The following is a 17,113-nucleotide window of genomic DNA, read 5'->3' on the forward strand; positions in this document are numbered from 1 at the left end:
GCCTCGCGTGCGCCCCGCGACCGGCCCGGGTGGTGGAATGCAGACACGGCGAGCTTAAACCTCGCTGCCCCTCGGGGGCGTACCGGTTCGAGTCCGGTTCCGGGCACACTGAGTGACACCATGATGACCAGGCGAAACGGCCCTGCGGGGTCGTTTCGTCGTTTCGTCGTTCTGCCGTCGGCGCGCGGGCGGCGTCCGTGGAGGTGGGCGGCAGAGGCGCCCGGGTGCCTGCTTGTGCGCCCCGGAGGCCGAGGCGTCCAGCCGCACCGTAGGGATCCGAGGCGTCTCGCTGCAGGTGCCGTTGCCGTTGCCGTTGTACCCCCTGCGACAAGGAACGGCGCCGGCGGCGTGGAAGCGCGGCACGCAGGAGTCGGGGGACTCCGCGGCGTGGGACCGCCGCCGGTCAGGCCCTACGGCGTGGGCGCCCCCTCGTCCGCGCGCCGCCAGGTCAGCCGGACCGTGAAGTTTCCTTCCGCCGCCGTCTTGGCGATGACCGCTCCCGCCTCGGCGTTGATCTTCACTCCGAGTTCGACCTCGACCGTGCTGGGCGCGGTGGGGAGCGTGACCAGCCGGTCGAGGAGCGCCGCGGCGGCGTCGCGTACCTGGTCGAAGCTGTCGGCGAGGGTGCGCGCGGCGGTGCCGGCGATCTCCCCCGGCCGGGCGGCGCGCACGATGCCGGAGGTGGCCGGCTCGACCTCCACCACCACCCGCGTGCCGCGCTCCGGCTCCGCGCCGCCGCCCAGCGGCACCCAGATGAGCTGGGTCTCGGCCATGTCTCCTCATCCCTTCTTCGGGCACAGCGCCCCCCGGTAGGCACCGGGGGGAAGTTTCTCCGCGGCGGCCGTAGGCAGCTTCTCGTCGCCGAGGGCCCGGCACAGGTCCGCCATCCACCGCTTCGCCTCGCCGGACGAGGGCGCCGCTGTCGCCTGCTCGCTCCCGTCGGCCGCGGGGGCGGAGGTGGGCAGTCTGCCGATCGGGCCGCCCTTGCCGGGTCCGACGAGGGCGAGCACCCCCCGCTGGCCGTACAGGACCGCCGACAGGTTCTCGCCCGAGCCCAGGAGGTCGACCGACCACGCCTCGGACAGCGCGAAGGGGTCGTAGCCGGGCGGAGAGGCGCCGGACGCGGAGGTGGCCGGCGCCGGCGACCGGGGAGACGCCGGGGCGACGGGAGCGGCCGCGGAGTAGACCAGGACCCGGGAGGCCCCGTCGGTCACGGTCACGCCCGCGCCGACCTGCTGATGTCTGGACCGTTCCCGCCGCAGGACTTCTCCGCCCGGCATCTCGTACACCGTCAGAGTCTGCTCGACGTCCGTGCCCTTGACGAGGGACTCGACCACGGCCACCCGCTCGAGGTCCGGGCTCAGGTCGAGCGCGATCGACTTCCTCATCGTCTGTTCCAGGGTGAGCACCTTCCGCCCCCGGGGCTCCGCCCCGGTAAGGTCCCACACCTCCAGCAGGTTCGTGGTTCCCGTGACGCCGTCCGACAGGCGATTGCTGAGCGTGATCAGGCGTTCGCCGCCGTCGTCCAGCCACAGCGCGTCGACCGCGTTCGGCAGACCGGGCAGGATCTTCCTGATGTGCCCGTCGGCCGTGTCCCAGAGGACGAGCCGGCCGCCCTCGCCGAACATCCCGGTCTGCCCGATCAGCACCGAGCCGTCGGGGGAGAAGGCGAGCCGTCCGTACTCCGTCGGCAGGGTGAGGCCGCCACCGCCGGGCAGGTCCGCCAGGTCGCCGAGGTCGGGCAGCTCCAGCCCGGGCAGGTCCACCGCCGGGATGCCCACCTCCTCAGGGAAGGGGTCCCCTTCCGCGGGACGTTCCAGCTCGCGCACGTGCCCGGTCCGCACGTCGTACAACCGCACCGGCAGGCCGCCGGGGTCCAAGGGCGTGGTGGGGACGGCGGTGGATCCGACAGGCAGGGACGCACGCGCCATCGCCACCGCGGAGCCGTCGGGGCTGACCGCCGTCACGTCCGCGTGGTGGCCGTCGGACAGCCGTCGTGGCCCGGAGCCACCCGCGCCGTCCAGCACCACCACCTCGCCGTCGGCGGCCGACGCGGCGATCACCCGGCCCTCGGCGTCGACGGTGGGGAATGCCCCCGACAGCCCCACCGGGTCGGTCAGCAGGGTCCGCAGAGAGGCGTACACCGGGACGATGACGTCGGCGAAGCCGTACCGCGCGTACATCTCGCCCAGGCGCGCCCGGGTCTGCCGGGTGTCCTGGGTGCGGTACGCCCGCAGGGCCAGCAGCAGGGCCGTGTACCCGGAGCCCGTGTCGGAGGGGTCGGCCATGAGGTCGGAGTCGCGTGACTGCTGCACCAGCACCCGGGACGCCTGGGTCGCCGTGTCCTTCACGGCCCCACGCTCACGCGCGCGGACCTCCAGTGCCAAGACCCCCGCGAGGAGGCCGAGGACCAGGCCCAGCGCGACGATCCGTACGTGACGGCGGCGGGCGCCCCCGACGCTCGCCTCCACGTACTCCTGCTCCACCGGGGGGAGTTCGGCGGCGTGGAGCTCCCGCCAGCGCCGGGCGTCGCGCAGGTCCGCGCCCCGGAGCAGCCGGCTGCCACGGCGCCCTTCGGCGTCCCACCGGGCGATCCGCCGCCGCAGGTCCTCCTGCCACAGCCTGAAGCCGCGGTCGGCCTCGAAGAACTCGCGCAGCCGGGTCCAGTGCGTCAGCAGGGTCTCGTGGGCCAGTTCCACGGTCTCCTCGGACGATCCGTCGCCCCCGCGGCGCTCCTCGCCGGGCACGACGAGGCGGGTGGTCATCAGCCGCTGGGCGATCCGCCACTGGTGCGGGGGCAGTTCGGTGCGGGCGAGGGTGCGCCGAGTGGGGGCCGCCCGCTCGTCACCGGGGTGGACGAGCTGGACGAGCAGGGCTCGGGCGGCCCCACGCTCCTCCTCGGTCAGGGCGTCGCTCCAGATCTGCTCCGCGTGGGTGACCAGCGCGTCGTCGACGCGGCCCAGGGACTCGTAGGCGGCGTGTCCGATCACCCCGCGCCGCTGGCGCTCCCACAGCCTGGTGAGGGTGAACTCCAGCAGCGGCAGCCGCCCCGGGTCGCTTCCGAGGTCCCTCAGTATCCGGTCCACCAGCCCCGGTTCGTAGCGGACGCCGGTGTGGTCCAGCGGCCGTTCGACGGCCGCCCGCAGCTCCTCGTCGGACATCGCCCCCACGGTGAACAGCCGGTCACCGCCGAACAGCGGGGCGAGCCCCGGATGGCTGAGGACGGACACGAGGAAGTCGGCGCGCAGGGTCACGGCGAGCTGGAGCCCCGAGCCGGGGGCCAGGGCGTGCCCGAGCGCTGCCGCCAGGGCGTCCAGCTCGCTCGGCTCGGCGCCGGTGAGCGCCTCCTCGAACTGGTCGACCACCAGCAGCAGCCGGTCCCTGCCCCGGCGGGCCAGCAGCCGCTCGACGATCTCGGGCATCCGGCCCGCGCGCAGCAGTTCCGTCAGCCCGGGCAGTTCGTGCAGACGCGCGGTCTCGGTCAGGTCGGGTTCGAGTGCCGGCAGCAGCGCCAGGGCCAGGGACTCCAGCGGGTTCCGGCCGACCCCGCCCGGCCGGAGGGCGATGATCTCGCGGTCCCGCCGGTCCCGGAGGGCCGGCAGCACTCCGGCGTGCAGCAAGGAGGACTTCCCGCAGCCGGACGGGCCGACCATGCTGAGGGCGGACGCGTGGTCGAGCAGGCCCGTGATGCGCCGAGCGTGCTCCTCACGGCCGTGGAACAGCCGGGCGTCCCGCTCCTGGAAGGGCTCCAAACCGCGGAACGGGCAGGGGGGCAGCGCCGTGTCGTCGAGGGCCGCCGAACTCTCGCGCAGCGTCCGGGTGGGGATGAGGTAGGCCGTGCGAACGTCGGGCCTGCTGTCCGCGGCGACCACCATGCCCACCACACCGCCCCCGGCCACGTCCCATACCGGGGCGCCGGAGAAGCCGGTCCGCACGCGATGCTCGCTGGCCGGATCCGTGTCGTACTGCAGCCAGCCGGTCGCGGTCCGCCCGCGCAGCCGTCCGACGCTCCAGGCGCCGTCGTCGTAGGCGGGAGGAAAGCCGAAGGTGCGCACCCGCAGGTCCGGTCCGGCCACGTCCTCCACCAGCCGGGCGACCGTCGCCCTGGCCGGGGGGTCGGCGAGCAACCGCAGGACGGCGATGTCACCGGACCCGTCGGGCTGGACCGGGACCCACGACACGACACGCACCTCTGCCAGGAGGCCCGGCCGGGCCAGGGGGAAGTCGACCCATAATCGTCCGGCCGGCGGCTCCGCCGGCGAGGGCGAGGAGGAGCCCAGCGCCCTGCCGACCACGTGGGCGCAGGTGATCACCTCCCGGTGGCCGCCGAGGAAGCCGGCCCCTTCCGGTCTGCCGTCCGCGTTCAGCACCCTCACCACCGCCGCGTCGCTCGGCGCGGCGCCGTCCCGCTCCATGGAGTAGTCCCCCGATCGCCCGGTCCACCGGTCGGCGCCCCGGCGTCGCTGCGGTCCGCCGAGGAGCTCGACGCGACCAGAGTGTCGCCCGCCACCGTGCGGGACAAGCGGGTTCCCGGACGACCTGCGGGGCGAGCCGGTCCGGGTCCGGGGCCTCGTCGCGCGGTCGGCCTCCAGGCAGCGTGACGTCGAACGTGCGCGCCGGCTGGGCGAGTTCACCACTGCCGGTGATCCGGGCGCGGTGTCCGGGCTCCCGGGGATTCGCGTCCGGCATCGCCTCCTCGAGGCGCGGGCGGCGTGCGGGCGGGGCCCAAAAAAGCAAGCGCTTAGAAAAATGCGTCCGGTGTCACACCTCCATCGCGGTGACCGCGCGGGTACGGACCGGTAACTTCCCAGGAAGTCCGACCAATCCGCCGCGTACGCCTCAGGAGCCCTGATGCCCGAAGCCGTGATCGTCTCAGCTGCCCGTTCCCCCATCGGCCGCGCCTTCAAGGGCTCCCTCAAGGACCTGCGCCCGGACGACATCGCGTCCACCATCATCCAGGCCGCCCTCGCCAAGGTTCCCGAGCTGGACCCGCGCGACATCGACGACCTGATGCTCGGCGTCGGCCTCCCCGGCGGCGAGCAGGGCAACAACCTCGGCCGCGTCGTGGCCGTCGAGATGGGCATGGACTTCCTGCCGGGCTGCACCATCACCCGGTACTGCTCCTCCTCCCTCCAGACCAGCCGCATGGCCCTGCACGCCATCAAGGCCGGCGAGGGCGACGTCTTCATCTCCGCGGGCGTCGAGATGGTCTCCCGCTTCGTCAAGGGCAACTCCGACAGCCTCCCGGACACGCGCAACCCGCTGTTCGCGGACGCCGAGGCGCGGACCGCCGAGGTCGCCCAGCAGGAGGGCACCACCTGGCACGACCCGCGCGAGGACGGTCTGCTCCCCGACCCCTACATCGCGATGGGTCAGACCGCCGAGAACCTGGCCCGCCTCAAGGGCGTCAGCCGCCAGGAGATGGACGAGTTCGGCGTCCGCTCGCAGAACCTCGCCGAGAAGGCCATCAAGGACGGCTTCTGGGCGCGGGAGATCACCCCGGTGACGCTGCCCGACGGCACCGTCGTCTCCCAGGACGACGGCCCGCGCGCCGGCGTGACCCTGGAGGGCGTGCAGGGCCTCAAGCCGGTCTTCCGCCCCGACGGCCTGGTCACCGCGGCCAACTGCTGCCCGCTCAACGACGGCGCCGCCGCCCTGGTGATCATGTCGGACACCAAGGCCCGCGAGCTCGGCCTGACCCCGCTGGCCCGCATCGTCTCCACCGGCGTCTCCGGCCTCTCCCCGGAGATCATGGGCCTCGGCCCGGTCGAGGCCTCCCGCCAGGCGCTGAAGCGGGCCGGCATGTCCGTCTCGGACGTCGACCTGTGGGAGATCAACGAGGCGTTCGCCGCCCAGGTGATCCCCTCCTACCAGGACCTGGGCATCGACCTCGACCGCCTGAACGTCAACGGCGGCGCGATCGCGGTCGGTCACCCCTTCGGCATGACCGGCGCGCGCATCACCGGCACGCTGATCAACTCCCTGCAGTGGCACGACAAGCAGTTCGGCGTGGAGACCATGTGCGTCGGCGGCGGCCAGGGCATGGCGATGGTCATCGAGCGACTCAGCTGACCTCGGCCGGTCTCAGCCGGCCTCGGCCGGCCTCGGCCGGTCCGCGGTGTGGCCCCGCTTCCCGGACGTTCGTTCCGGGGGCGGGGCACCGCGCGTTTCCGGGGCCGCGCGGGGTGGCGGAGCGCGCCCTTCCGGCGGCCTCTCCAGGGTCTCTCCGGGACCTTTCCAGCCCTTCGCGGCAGTCTCTGCGGCGGCCCCTTCACAGGACCGGTGCCGTCCCGTGACCCAACCTCCTCCAGGATGTGACCTATCTCCCTCGGGCCGCGGTCGGCGCCGAGAACGCGCAGGTCAGCCGCACCGTGGACACCGATGCGCCCCCGCTGTGCGCCCGATTCGCGGTGGTTCGCACTGACATCCGGGCCGTTCAGGCGTCAAGCTCGGTAGGGGAACTCGATGTAGGAAAGTCGGGGTCGACTCGTACGGGGGTGCGCCGGTCGTCGTCCGGCGCGTTTGTCCGTGGGAACCGGGAGTACGTCAGTGAGCGCCATGCAGACCGCCCTGCTGGTCATCTCCGCCGCCGCCTGTGTCGTGGGGGCCGCGGTCCTCGTCGCCCTGCGGCGGCTGCGCGGGGAGTTCGCCGCGCTGCGCGCCGAGCTGGAGAGCGCGGTGCCGGACGGGTCCGCCGCCGGCCATGAGGGCACCACGCCGCGGGTCCCGGCCGCGCGGTCCGCCGCCGACACCGAGGACATACGCGCGGCCGTCGCGGAGGCGCTGGCCGAGGAGCGGGAGCGGGAGCTGGCCGAGGCGCGCGCCTTCTGGGCCGCGCAGGAGGCGCGGGACGCGTCCGAGGCGCGGTCCCTGCTCGGGCTGCCGCCGGACGGCGAGTTCTTCCTGCCGCACCCGGCCGACTTCGCCGGGCTCGAGCTCGACGCCGAGGGCGGCGAGGGCGAGTCCGCCGAACTGGCCGCCGCCCGGCGCCGTCACCCCTCCCACCCCGACTTCACCCCGCTCGGCGCTCAGTCGCCGACCGTCGCCGACGACGAGCAGACGCTGGCGCGGCTGGAGGAGCTGGCCCAGGCGGAGACGCCGCTGGCCGACGTGCGGCCCGGACCGATGGGGACGCTCGACGTCTACGAGTTCGCCGACGGGACGACGCTGTGCGTCACGCCCGGGCACCGGGAGACCGCCGAGCGGCTCGCCTCCGCGATAGACCAGGGCGACGCGCCCTCGCTCCTCGGCGGCTCCGGGATCTCCGGGGGCTACGTCCTCACGTTCACCTGCGGCGCCACCGACAACGTCTGCGTCCTCGCCGACCGGGTCATAGCCTCCCTCTGACGGGAGCGCCGACGGGCTGACGGGAGTGCCGACGGGCTGACGGAGCGCTGTCGCGGCACGGAAGAGGCCGTCGCGGAAAGACCGTCGCGGGAAAGACTGTCGCGGGAACCGTCGCACCCCTCGCGAACGAGGGGTCGGGACGACGACGGTTCCCGCGTCGGACGCGGACCGGGTCAGGACCGGGCATCGCGCACACCGGCCCGGGGCGGGGAGCCGCTCCCGCCCCCACCGGCACCCACCACCCTGCCGGACCCGTGTTAAGTCCATGCTGCGCGCACGTGACACGTGGGTACCACGTTCCGCGACGTCCCGCGTGCGCCCCCGTCGCCGGGGGCGCACGCCTGGTTCACCGCCTCGTCAGCGCTCCCCGCCCCGGGCGAGGAAGGACAGCAGGTCCTGCCGGCTGACGACGCCCGTCGGCTTGCCGTCCACCAGCACGATCGCCGCGTCCGCGGAACCCAGCACCGCCATCAGGTCCTCCACCGGCTCGCCCGACCCCACCTGCGGCAGCGGCGCCGACATGTGCCGCTCCAGCGGGTCGCCGAGGTCCGCCCGCTTGGTGAACAGCGCGTCGAGCAGCTCCTTCTCGACGACCGAGCCGATGACCTCCGCCGCCATCACGTCCGGGTGGCCCGCCCCCGGCTTGACGATCGGCATCTGCGAGACGCCGTACTCGCGCAGCACCTCGATGGCCTGGCCGACCGTCTCGTCGGGGTGCATGTGGACCAGCGACGGCATGCCGTGGTCCTTGTCGTTCAGCACGTCGGAGACCCGCGCGCTCGGGCCCGCGTCCTCCAGGAAGCCGTAGTCGGCCATCCACTCGTCGTTGAAGATCTTGCTCATGTACCCGCGGCCGCTGTCCGGCAGCAGCACCACGACGACGTCGTCCGGGCCGAGCCCCTTCGCGACCTCCAGCGCCGCCACCACGGCCATGCCGCAGGACCCGCCCACCAGCAGGCCCTCCTCCTTGGCGAGGCGGCGGGTCATCTGGAAGGAGTCACGGTCGGAGACGGCGACGATCCCGTCGGCCACCTCGCGGTCGTAGGCGCTCGGCCAGAAGTCCTCGCCCACGCCCTCGACCAGATACGGACGGCCGGAGCCGCCGGAGTACACCGAGCCCTCCGGGTCCGCGCCGATCACCTTGACGCGGCCCTCGCTCGCGTCCTTCAGGTAGCGGCCGGTGCCGGAGATGGTGCCGCCGGTGCCCACGCCCGCGACGAAATGGGTGATCTTCCCCTCCGTCTGCTCCCACAGCTCGGGGCCGGTGGAGTGGTAGTGGGAGAGCGGGTTGTTCGGGTTCGAGTACTGGTCCGGCTTCCAGGCGCCCGGAATCTCCCGGACCAGGCGGTCGGACACGTTGTAGTACGAGTCCGGGTGCTCAGGGTCGACGGCGGTCGGGCAGACCACCACCTCCGCGCCGTACGCGCGCAGCACGTTGATCTTGTCCGTGCTGACCTTGTCGGGGCAGACGAAGACGCACTTGTAGCCCTTCTGCTGCGCCACGATGGCCAGGCCGACGCCGGTGTTGCCGCTGGTCGGCTCGACGATGGTGCCGCCCGGCTTCAGCTCGCCGCTCTGCTCCGCGGCTTCGATCATCCGCAGGGCGATGCGGTCCTTCACGGACCCGCCGGGGTTGAAGTACTCGACCTTGGCGAGGACCGTGGCCTCAATGCCCTCGGTCACCCTGTTGAGCCTCACCAGCGGCGTGTTGCCGACGAGGCTGATCATCGAGTCGTGGAATCGCACCGTTGTCTCCGGTCGCTCAGGTCTTGATTCGGTGGCCACCAGCCTACGGGCCTGACACAGCGTCGCCGACTCGTCACGATTGCGATTGGCCGACCACCTCCACGGGGCAAGCAAGGAGTACAGGACCGCGCGGGTGCGCAGGTGACGAGGAGGTGGCGGCGAAGGATGTCGAGTACGTCGAAGGCACGCGTGGCCCGGCGGATCGCGGCCGGCGCCGCGTACGGCGGGGGCGGTATCGGCCTGGCGGGCGCCGCCGCCGCGGGGCTGCTGCTGGCCGAGATGCATCTGGCCCGGCGGACGGTGACGACCAACGGGTACGACCCGCACGTCCCGAACGCCGACGGTCTCTACGGAGGCGGCTTCGCCACCCGGGACCGCGCTCCGCTGCGCCTGGTGATGCTGGGCGACTCCACGGCCGCCGGGCAGGGCGTCCACCGCTCCGGGCAGACCCCCGGCGCGCTGCTCGCCTCGGGGCTGGCCGCGGTCGCGGAGCTGCCGGTGCGGCTGCGCGTGGTGGCCGTGCCGGGGGCGACCTCGGAGGACCTGGACCGGCAGGTGTCCGAGGCGGTCGCCGCCGACGACGGCCCGCCGGACGTGTGCGTGATCATGGTGGGCGCCAACGACGTCACCAGCCGCACGCCCGCCACCCGCTCGGTGCGCTGCCTGGCGGGCGCGGTGCGCCGGCTGCGCACCGCCGGGGCGGAGGTGGTCGTCGGCACCTGCCCGGACCTGGGCACCATCGAGCCCATCCAGCAGCCCCTGCGCTGGCTGGCGAGGCGGACCTCACGGCAGCTGGCCGCCGCCCAGACCATCGGCACGGTGGAGCAGGGCGGGCGGACCGTCTCGCTGGGGGACCTCCTGGGCCCCGAGTTCGCCGCCCATCCGCGGGAGCTGTTCGGCCCCGACGCCTACCACCCCTCGGCCGAGGGCTACCAGACGGCGGCGATGGCGGTGCTGCCCACGGTGTGCGCGGCCCTGGCGCTGTGGCCGGCCGAGGAGGAGCGTCCGGACACCACCCGTGACGAGGGCTTCCTGCCGGTGGCCCGCGCCGCGGCGGAAGCGGCCGAGGAGGCCGGCACCGAGGTCACGGCGGCCTCCCCGGGCGGGGTGCGCGGCGCGTGGGCCATGCTCAAGCGGCGGCGCCGCCGGCGGGTGAACCCTCCGCCGGTCCACGAACCCGCCCGGCACAGCTCCACGGGGGCATAAACGAGGAGGCCCGGGGCGTTGCGTGCCTGCAAGGGGGAAGGAAAGATCCTACCCAAGCAGTAGAGTCACTTTTTTGCCTGTCCATTACTCTTGAGCCCAAGGCCGCGCAGGGTGGCCATGGAGGAGTGAAATGAGGAGCAGCAACCCGGTCTTCTCGCGACGGGGGTTCAGCCGCGACAACGGCCACGCGGGCTTCAACACCGCGCCGCAGGCCGGGGGAGCCGCCGTCGGCACGCAGGGGGCCAACCCCTACGCGCAGAACCCGTACGCGCAGAACCCTTACGCCCAGGACGCCGCCCAGTACGGCGCCCCGCAGGCCCCGGTCTCCGCCGGCCGCATGACGATGGACGACGTCATCATGCGCACGGCGAGCACCCTCGGCGTGCTGATCGTCACCGCCGCCCTCTCCTGGGCGTTGCTGCCGGTCGACATGGGCAACATCAACCGGTCGTACGGCGTCGCCATCGGCGCGGCCCTCATCGGCTTCGTGCTGGCCATGGTCCAGTCCTTCAAGCGCAAGGCCTCGCCCGCGCTGATCCTGACCTACGCCGCCTTCGAGGGCGTGTTCCTCGGCGTCCTGTCGAACATCGTCGACACGCACATCGCGAGCGGCGCGGCCATGCAGGCCGTGCTCGGCACGATGGCGGTCTTCGCCGCCGTCCTGTTCGCGTACAAGATGCGCTGGATCCGGGTGAACCGCCGCTTCGCCGGCTTCGTCATGGCGGCCGCGCTCGGCTTCGTCCTGCTGATGATGGTGAACATGCTGTTCGCCGTCTTCGGCGGCGGTGACGGCCTCGGCTTCCGCAGCGGCGGCATGGGCATCATGTTCGGCGTCATCGGCATCCTGCTGGGCGCCTGCTTCCTCGCCCTGGACTTCAAGCAGGTCGAGGACGGCATCGCCTACGGCGCGCCCCGCGAGGAGTCGTGGATGGCCGCCTTCGGTCTGACGCTGACCCTGGTCTGGATCTACACGGAGTTCCTCCGTCTGATCGCGATCCTGAACAGCAGCGACTGATCACCCGCGTGAACGGAAGGGCCCCGGGTCTCCCGGGGCCCTTCCGGCGTTACGGCGTAGTCTCGGGGTGTGGTTGACACGACACCCCTGACCCGAGCCGTGGAACAGTTCGCCGACCGTCTGCGCGCCGCGCCGCAGAGCCGGCTTCAGCGCGGGGCGGCGGGCGAGGCCCTCGGCCTGGCCCGCGAGCTGGCGGCGCGGGCCCAGCGGCTGGAGACACCCGGCGCGGAGCCGCGGGAGATGCCCGACGCCGGCATGTTCGCCGTCGCCGACCAGGTGACCGTCGCCGCCCACGACCTCGCGTCGGTGGCCCCGGACGCGTCCACGGTCGCCGACGCCGCCCACCTGGTCGTCGAGGCGCAGCGCCGCGCGGGGGTCTGACCGGGGTCCTGCCCAGGGCCGTGTGCCGCGCGCCGCGCGCCTAGGGTGCTGCGGTGGGCGTCCCGTCGGCGGGCTCGCCCTCGGTGATCTCCGCGGTGCCCATGTCGACGGCGCAGTGCTCCGGTATCCCGGCCGCGGTGGTGGCGCATTCGGTGGGGGTGACCACCGCCTCCTTGTCCGCCGCCTCGTCGGACGAACACGCCGTCGCGGCCGCGGTGAAGCAGAGAACGAGCGCGGCCGAGGCCGCCGCGGTACGCAGGCGCATGGAAGAGGTCCCCCTCTTGATCGTCGTCAGGACGCCCGGATCGTAGCCGAAGAAAAGCATCCTGACGGTCCCGTGCCGTGGACACCCCCTCCCGCCGTCTCGCCGGGCTGAATAAAGTCATGCGAAGTGACCCGCCGGGAGAGGGAGTATGCATTGAGCACCACCACCGGGAGCCCGGCCGACGCCCGGCTGAGGGCGCTCTTCGAGGGCCGGCAGCTCACCCCCACCCAGCGCCGCATCGCCCACTGCATGGTGCGCCGCGCCGCCGAGATGCCCTACCTGTCCAGCGTGGAGGTCGCGGAGCTGGCCGGCGTGAGCCAGCCGTCCGTCACGCGCTTCGCGGTGGCCCTCGGCTTCGACGGCTACCCGGCGCTCCGTCGCCGCCTGCGTGAGGTGGTGCCGGCGACGGCGGACGCGTCGCAGGGCGGGGAGCGGGCGGAGACGAACTCCTACCAGCGCGCCGTCGAGGCGGAGATCGACAACCTGCGCCGACTCGCCGACGCGCTCGCCGACCCCGGACCCGTCCGCGAGGCGGGCCGGCTGCTGGCCGCCTCCCGCCCGCTGCCGGTGCTGGGCCTGCGGGCCGCGGCCGCACAGGCCCACGGGTTCGCGTACTTCGCCGCCAAGGTGCACCCGGACGTCCGCCTGCTCACCGAGGGCGGCTCGATGCTCCACGACCGGATCGACGGCGCCCGCCGGGCCGGCGCGGGCGCCCTGCTCTGCTTCGCGCTGCCGCGCCATCCGAAGGAGACGGTCGAGGCGCTGGCCCACGCGCGGGAGGAGGGGCTGACGGTGGTGACCGTGGCCGACTCCGCGTTCGCGCCGGTGGCCAGGGTCTCCGACCTGCTCATCCCGGCGGCCGTGGGCACCGGCCTGGCCTTCGACACGGCGTGCGCCCCGATGCTGCTGGGCCGCGTGCTGCTCGAGGCGATGTGCGACGGCCTGCCCGAGGCGCAGGCACGGCTGGAGGAGTTCGACGCCCGCGCCGCCTCCCGGGGGCTCTTCGCCGAATAGCACGCGCCCACGCGGACCGTTCGGCGCATGTTGATCTCGTCCGTACTGACGCCGTTCCGACAGGCCTTGACTACGCTTTTCGTTCGAACGTTCCGACACCGGAGACGCGCGACAGGCGCTGGAGGACGAGGAGGGGATCGTGGCTCGCGGAGGTCAGGGACTGGCCCGGGTGGCCGTGGTCGTGAGAGCGGGAGCAGCCCCGATGTGGTGGCTCGGGGTGCTGGCGGCGGGAGCGGGATCGCTCCTGCCGGGACTGACCGGCCGGCGGATCGGCTGGTACGCGGGGGCGGTGCTGTTCCTGGCGGCCGCCGCCGTGGTGGCCGCCGTCCGGCGCAAGCGGTACCGGGCGCTGGTGAAGGCCGCGGCCAAGGCGGGCCGCAACGACGTGCTGCAGGACCGTGCGGTGTCGGCCCGGGTGTGGCGGCGCGGCCACGGGTGGTGGCTGCTGCTCGCCTTCCTCGCCGCGGCGGGGTCCTCGTTCGCGATGCCTGCCGCCGGTGGCATGGCGCTGGCCGGCGCGGGCGTCGGCCTGTGGCTGAAGGCGGCCTGGCTGGGCTCCCAGGAGCGGGCCGCCGAGGCGCTGCTGTGGGTGCGGGTGGACTGGCTGCGGCGCGGCGGCGCCCCGGCCGGGAGGACCGTCCGGGGCTACCGCGTCACGGGTGTCGCGGCGGGTGACGCGACGCCCGGTGGGGCGCGCCGCCGCCGTACCCCGGTTCCGGCCTGACCGGAGCCGGTTCCTGCGAGGACCCCGGCCGGGACCGTACGCCGGAGCGCACCGGGTGCGGTCCCGGCCGGGGATCAGACCTCCAGCTCCGCCTCGATGCGCTTCAGCTGGTGGCGGGCCATCGCCAGGTTGGAGCGGGCGGCGTCCAGCGCCAGGTAGAGGAACAGCCCGTTCCCGCTGCGGCCCTTGATCAGCCGGATCAGGTGGTACTGGTCGGTGAGGGTGATCAGGATGTCCTCGATCTCGGACTGGATGCCGAGGTGTTCCATGGTGCGCATCTTGGCGCGCACCACGTCGGTGTTGCCGGCGGCGGCGACGTTCAGGTCGAAGTCCTTGCTGCCGCCGAGCGTGCCGAGCGCCATGCCGCTGGTGTAGTCCACCAGCGCGACGCCGGTGGCGCCCTCGATGGTCGTCAGGGCTTCCTTCAGGGCGGTCTCGGTGCTGGCCATGCGGTGTTTCCTCTCAACTGTGGGTGGTGGGCGCGTTCGCCCCGCTGGTGCGGTGCGGAAGCGTCCGGTTCGGTGCGGACGCGGGAGCCGCGGTGGCGCCGACGGCGCCGGGGGCCGCGACGGCCGCGGTGGCGGGTGCGGCGGGGGGTGTGGTGGGAGGCGCGGGAGGGGAGAGGGGCGCGGGGTCCAGGGCCGGCGGTCCGGCCGTTCCCCCGTCGACGAGCTCGCCGATCCGGGCGGCGCAGCGGCGGCCCTCCAGGTGCAGCCGGCCGAGGTTCACCCCGTCCTCGGCGAGCAGGGTGAGCACGGTGGACCGGCCGGCCGCGTAGGTGGCCAGGTAGCCGGACCCGCCGCGGACGACCAGTTCACGGGGCGTGCCGCGGGAGGTGACGTCGGCCAGCCGGAGCACCGCGGCGAGCACCTCCGCGGTCTGCGCCGCGGCCTCCTCCGCCGCCACGCCGGGGGAGTCCTCGGCCAGCACCGTGCCGTCGGCCGAGGTGGCGAGGGCGCCGGTCAGCTGGAACATCCGCGAGCGGATGCGGCGCAGCTCGCTGCGCACCTCCGCCTCCACGGCCGGCAGCTGCTTCCTCCCGGCACGCTGCCGGAGGGCGCGGATCACAGGGCCTCCAAGGCTGCCCGCAGTCGCTGGAGCAGGGTGACGTCGGGGTCGGCGAAGTGGGTGGGCGGCATCGACGACGGGGCGGCCGCCGGGGTCCGCGGCGGCGGGACCACCGGGGCGGCGGGGGCGGCCTGCGCCGCGGGGGCCGCGGGCGCCGCCTGGGGAGCCGGTGCGGTCGGTGCGGTCGGTGCCGGGGTGCCGCGGCCCGCACGGTGGCGTCCGCCGGAGGGGCGGCGGGGCAGCGGGGTGTCCACGTCGGGGTGGTTGCGGGCCGGCTGCTCCACCCTGTCGTCCGGCGGACGGACCGGGTGCGCGGTCTGCGGCGCCAGCGGAGGCAGCGGCTGCACGAGCGGCACCAGCGGGACCGGGCGCACGGAGGGGACGTCGGCCGGACGGGTCCGGGCGGTGGGCTGCGCCGGGAACGGCGCGGGCAGCACCTGCCCCGCGAGCCCCTGCTGCGCGTACGGCGACTGCTCGGGGTACGTCTGCGCCGGGGACGGCGCCGGGGGCGAGGGCTGCGGTGGCGGTGCGTACAGCTGCTCCCCGTAGGGCCGGTCTGCGTAGGACTGCTGCCTGTCGGACTGCTCCCTGTAGGGCTGCTCCGGGTAGGACCGGTCCCCGTGGGCCTGCTCCGCCTGGCGCTGCTCCGCGGAGGGCTGGGCGGGGAGCGACCCGTAGCGTGCGTCCGCCGTGTTCCCGGGCAAGGGCAAGGGCAAGAGCAAGAGCGATGCGGGAGCCGGGGGCGAAGCCGGCGGAGCGGGGTCCGGCGGGACGGGGAGCGGCGCCTCGGCGGTCTCCGTCGTCGTCGTGGTGGTGGCGGTGCCGGTGGCCGGGGGCGCGGGAGACGCGGGGCGGTGGGTGGCGGCGACCAGCCCCGCCGCCGCCAGCCGGCGCAGGTCCACCAGCGTGTGGAACGCGGGCCGGCCCAGCTCACGGGCGATGTCGGTGGCCGTCCGCCGGCCGTCGACCAGATCCAGGATCGCCTGCCGCCGCACACAGACCTGGGCGGCGCGCGCCGGCCGTATCAGGGTCAGCGGGGCGGTGTCGGTGGACGGGTCGGGCCAGATCCGGTTCAGCAACGAGCGCCGCCGCATCGTCTCCCGCTCCAGCGCCGAGACGGGCACCGGCCGCACGGCCCCCATCCAGTGCCAGGCGCCGTACCGGAAGTGCCCCGGGGCGCTGCTGGGGGCGAGCGCGAAGTAGGCGGCGTCGAAGAGGCTGCCGAGGTGGCACAGCTCCAGCTGGCCCTGGGAGAGCACGCCCTGCGAGATCAGCGTGCGGCTCACCGGCTGCTCCGGGTCGGCCTCCGCGCCCTCGACGGCCCGCTGCCAGCCCTCCGGGTCCACCGCTCCGGCGGCGGTGAGCAGCACGTCTATGCCGGGGGTGGCCGGGCTCTCGGCGTGCACCACGCGGCCCTCGGACAGGTAGAGCGTGCCGCGCTCGCGGACCAGGACGCCGGTGGCGTGCTCGGCGGCGAGACGGTTCAGCATCGGGGAGACGCTGCCCCAGGGGCGCTGCCGCGCGGTCGAGGGGTCCCGGACCGGGAGTCTCGGCGGGGGCGTGTTCACGGACGTCATCCGAGCACCAGCCGTCCGGCCAGGTCGCCCAGGCGGATCCGGGCCAGTGCGAGGTTGCCCTCGTCGCGGTCCAGCCACAGGTGGAGGAAGACGTTGCTCTCGTAGGTGGCCCGCAGGAAGCGCAGGACGTGATAGCTGTCCCGGTTGCTGATGATGACGTCCTCCACCGGCGGCTCGGAGCTGTCCCAGCCGGCCCCCTCGTCAGGGGTGAAGGCGCCGTGCTCGGCAGCCAGGCGGGCGAGCTCGGCGGCCTCCGCCGCGGCGGTGTCGTGGTCCTCGCCGCCGGGAGGGTCGCCGACCGTGCCGAGGGGCAGTCCGCTGGTCCAGTCGACCAGCGCGGCGCCCCTGGCTCCGGGCAACCGCATGACTTCCAGCAGACACTCGTCGATCCCGGGCACGCGCGGCCCCCTCCACCTGGCGTTCGGCTGAACGACGGAGACGCTACGCAGGGATCGTGGGGGTGAGTGAGCGTTCTGGCATTTTCCAGCGGAACATGCGACGCCCCCACTATCGTGGGTCAACTGCCCCGCCCTCGCCCCACCTTGCCCCCAATCCTCCCACCGGGAGTCACCCCCGCGCGGGCGTACGCGGAGTACGCGCCGCCGCCCCCACGCCCTGCGGGCCGTCCCCTGCGTCCCATCGCGCCGCGGCGGCTGCGACCGGTGCGAACCCCTCCTCCCTCCCGTCCTGCGGGCCGTCGTGCCGCTGGGCGGTCCAGCCGCCCGCAGACGCGGCGGAAGCCGAGGGCAGGGAGGGGTGGCGCTGTTGAC

The 17,113-nt window shown here is 74.1% G+C and carries 15 protein-coding genes and 1 tRNA gene; 8 read left to right on the forward strand and 8 right to left on the reverse strand.

The window, feature by feature from the left end; genetic code table 11:
* The first annotated feature begins 23 nt into the window (after positions 1 to 23).
* A tRNA-Leu gene (locus ABT026_RS09075) sits at positions 24 to 106 on the forward strand.
* 304 nt (positions 107 to 410) lie between these two features.
* On the opposite strand, the gene ABT026_RS09080 is transcribed toward ABT026_RS09075, so the two are convergent.
* Together ABT026_RS09080 and ABT026_RS09085 are read right to left on the reverse strand one after the other, a co-directional pair.
* Positions 411 to 773, reverse strand: a complete 363-nt coding sequence (locus tag ABT026_RS09080) for a CU044_2847 family protein (RefSeq protein WP_351113463.1) — start codon at positions 771 to 773, stop codon at positions 411 to 413.
* A 6-nt stretch (positions 774 to 779) separates the two neighbouring features.
* Complete coding sequence (locus ABT026_RS09085; RefSeq protein ID WP_351113464.1) at positions 780 to 4,415, reverse strand: nSTAND1 domain-containing NTPase; 3,636 nt, start codon at positions 4,413 to 4,415, stop codon at positions 780 to 782.
* Positions 4,416 to 4,851: 436 nt separating this feature from the next.
* On the opposite strand from ABT026_RS09085, the gene ABT026_RS09090 reads away from it, so the two are divergent.
* Entirely contained in the window at positions 4,852 to 6,072 is a 1,221-nt protein-coding gene (locus ABT026_RS09090; protein ID WP_351113465.1) for an acetyl-CoA C-acetyltransferase, read from the forward strand.
* A 486-nt stretch (positions 6,073 to 6,558) separates the two neighbouring features.
* Entirely contained in the window at positions 6,559 to 7,347 is a 789-nt protein-coding gene (locus tag ABT026_RS09095; RefSeq protein ID WP_351113529.1) for a hypothetical protein, read from the forward strand.
* A gap of 357 nt (positions 7,348 to 7,704) precedes the next feature.
* Here the strand turns inward: ABT026_RS09095 and ABT026_RS09100 are convergent, their stop codons facing one another.
* Positions 7,705 to 9,093 (reverse strand): cystathionine beta-synthase, encoded by a 1,389-nt coding sequence (locus ABT026_RS09100; RefSeq protein WP_351113466.1) that lies wholly within the window; start codon positions 9,091 to 9,093, stop codon positions 7,705 to 7,707.
* Between the two features lie 165 nt (positions 9,094 to 9,258).
* Between ABT026_RS09100 and ABT026_RS09105 the strand changes: the two genes are divergently transcribed.
* The 3 genes from ABT026_RS09105 to ABT026_RS09115 all read left to right on the forward strand — a co-directional run bounded on the left by ABT026_RS09105 (position 9,259) and on the right by ABT026_RS09115 (position 11,695).
* Positions 9,259 to 10,299, forward strand: coding sequence for an SGNH/GDSL hydrolase family protein (locus tag ABT026_RS09105; protein ID WP_351113467.1), 1,041 nt, complete (start codon positions 9,259 to 9,261; stop codon positions 10,297 to 10,299).
* A gap of 130 nt (positions 10,300 to 10,429) precedes the next feature.
* Positions 10,430 to 11,314, forward strand: a complete 885-nt coding sequence (locus ABT026_RS09110; RefSeq protein WP_351113469.1) for a Bax inhibitor-1/YccA family protein — start codon at positions 10,430 to 10,432, stop codon at positions 11,312 to 11,314.
* Positions 11,315 to 11,383: 69 nt separating this feature from the next.
* Positions 11,384 to 11,695: a hypothetical protein gene (locus tag ABT026_RS09115; protein WP_351113470.1), complete on the forward strand. Its 312-nt coding sequence runs from the start codon at positions 11,384 to 11,386 to the stop codon at positions 11,693 to 11,695.
* A gap of 40 nt (positions 11,696 to 11,735) precedes the next feature.
* Here the strand turns inward: ABT026_RS09115 and ABT026_RS09120 are convergent, their stop codons facing one another.
* A complete protein-coding gene (locus tag ABT026_RS09120) occupies positions 11,736 to 11,960 on the reverse strand; it encodes a hypothetical protein (protein ID WP_351113471.1) in 225 nt (74 codons plus the stop codon).
* A gap of 153 nt (positions 11,961 to 12,113) precedes the next feature.
* Here ABT026_RS09120 and ABT026_RS09125 point away from each other — a divergent pair, with 153 nt between their 5' ends.
* Positions 12,114 to 12,974: a MurR/RpiR family transcriptional regulator gene (locus tag ABT026_RS09125; protein WP_351113472.1), complete on the forward strand. Its 861-nt coding sequence runs from the start codon at positions 12,114 to 12,116 to the stop codon at positions 12,972 to 12,974.
* Between the two features lie 139 nt (positions 12,975 to 13,113).
* Positions 13,114 to 13,698, forward strand: a complete 585-nt coding sequence (locus ABT026_RS09130) for a hypothetical protein (protein ID WP_351113473.1) — start codon at positions 13,114 to 13,116, stop codon at positions 13,696 to 13,698.
* A gap of 74 nt (positions 13,699 to 13,772) precedes the next feature.
* Here the strand turns inward: ABT026_RS09130 and ABT026_RS09135 are convergent, their stop codons facing one another.
* From ABT026_RS09135 to ABT026_RS09150, 4 genes are all read right to left on the reverse strand, one after another.
* A complete protein-coding gene (locus tag ABT026_RS09135; protein WP_351113475.1) occupies positions 13,773 to 14,147 on the reverse strand; it encodes a hypothetical protein in 375 nt (124 codons plus the stop codon).
* Positions 14,148 to 14,160: 13 nt separating this feature from the next.
* Positions 14,161 to 14,766 (reverse strand): roadblock/LC7 domain-containing protein, encoded by a 606-nt coding sequence (locus ABT026_RS09140; RefSeq protein ID WP_351113476.1) that lies wholly within the window; start codon positions 14,764 to 14,766, stop codon positions 14,161 to 14,163.
* Positions 14,763 to 16,256: a hypothetical protein gene (locus ABT026_RS32140; protein ID WP_502967928.1), complete on the reverse strand. Its 1,494-nt coding sequence runs from the start codon at positions 16,254 to 16,256 to the stop codon at positions 14,763 to 14,765. Before ABT026_RS32140 ends, ABT026_RS09140 begins: the two co-directional genes overlap by 4 nt.
* 83 nt (positions 16,257 to 16,339) lie before the next feature.
* On the reverse strand, positions 16,340 to 16,741 hold the full coding sequence (locus tag ABT026_RS09150; RefSeq protein ID WP_351113477.1) for a hypothetical protein: 402 nt from the start codon (positions 16,739 to 16,741) through the stop codon (positions 16,340 to 16,342).
* Between the last annotated feature and the right edge of the window lie 372 nt (positions 16,742 to 17,113).

It is taken from the genome of Streptomyces sp. NPDC002734 (assembly GCF_040295685.1).
Taxonomy (GTDB): Bacteria; Actinomycetota; Actinomycetes; order Streptomycetales; family Streptomycetaceae; genus Streptomyces.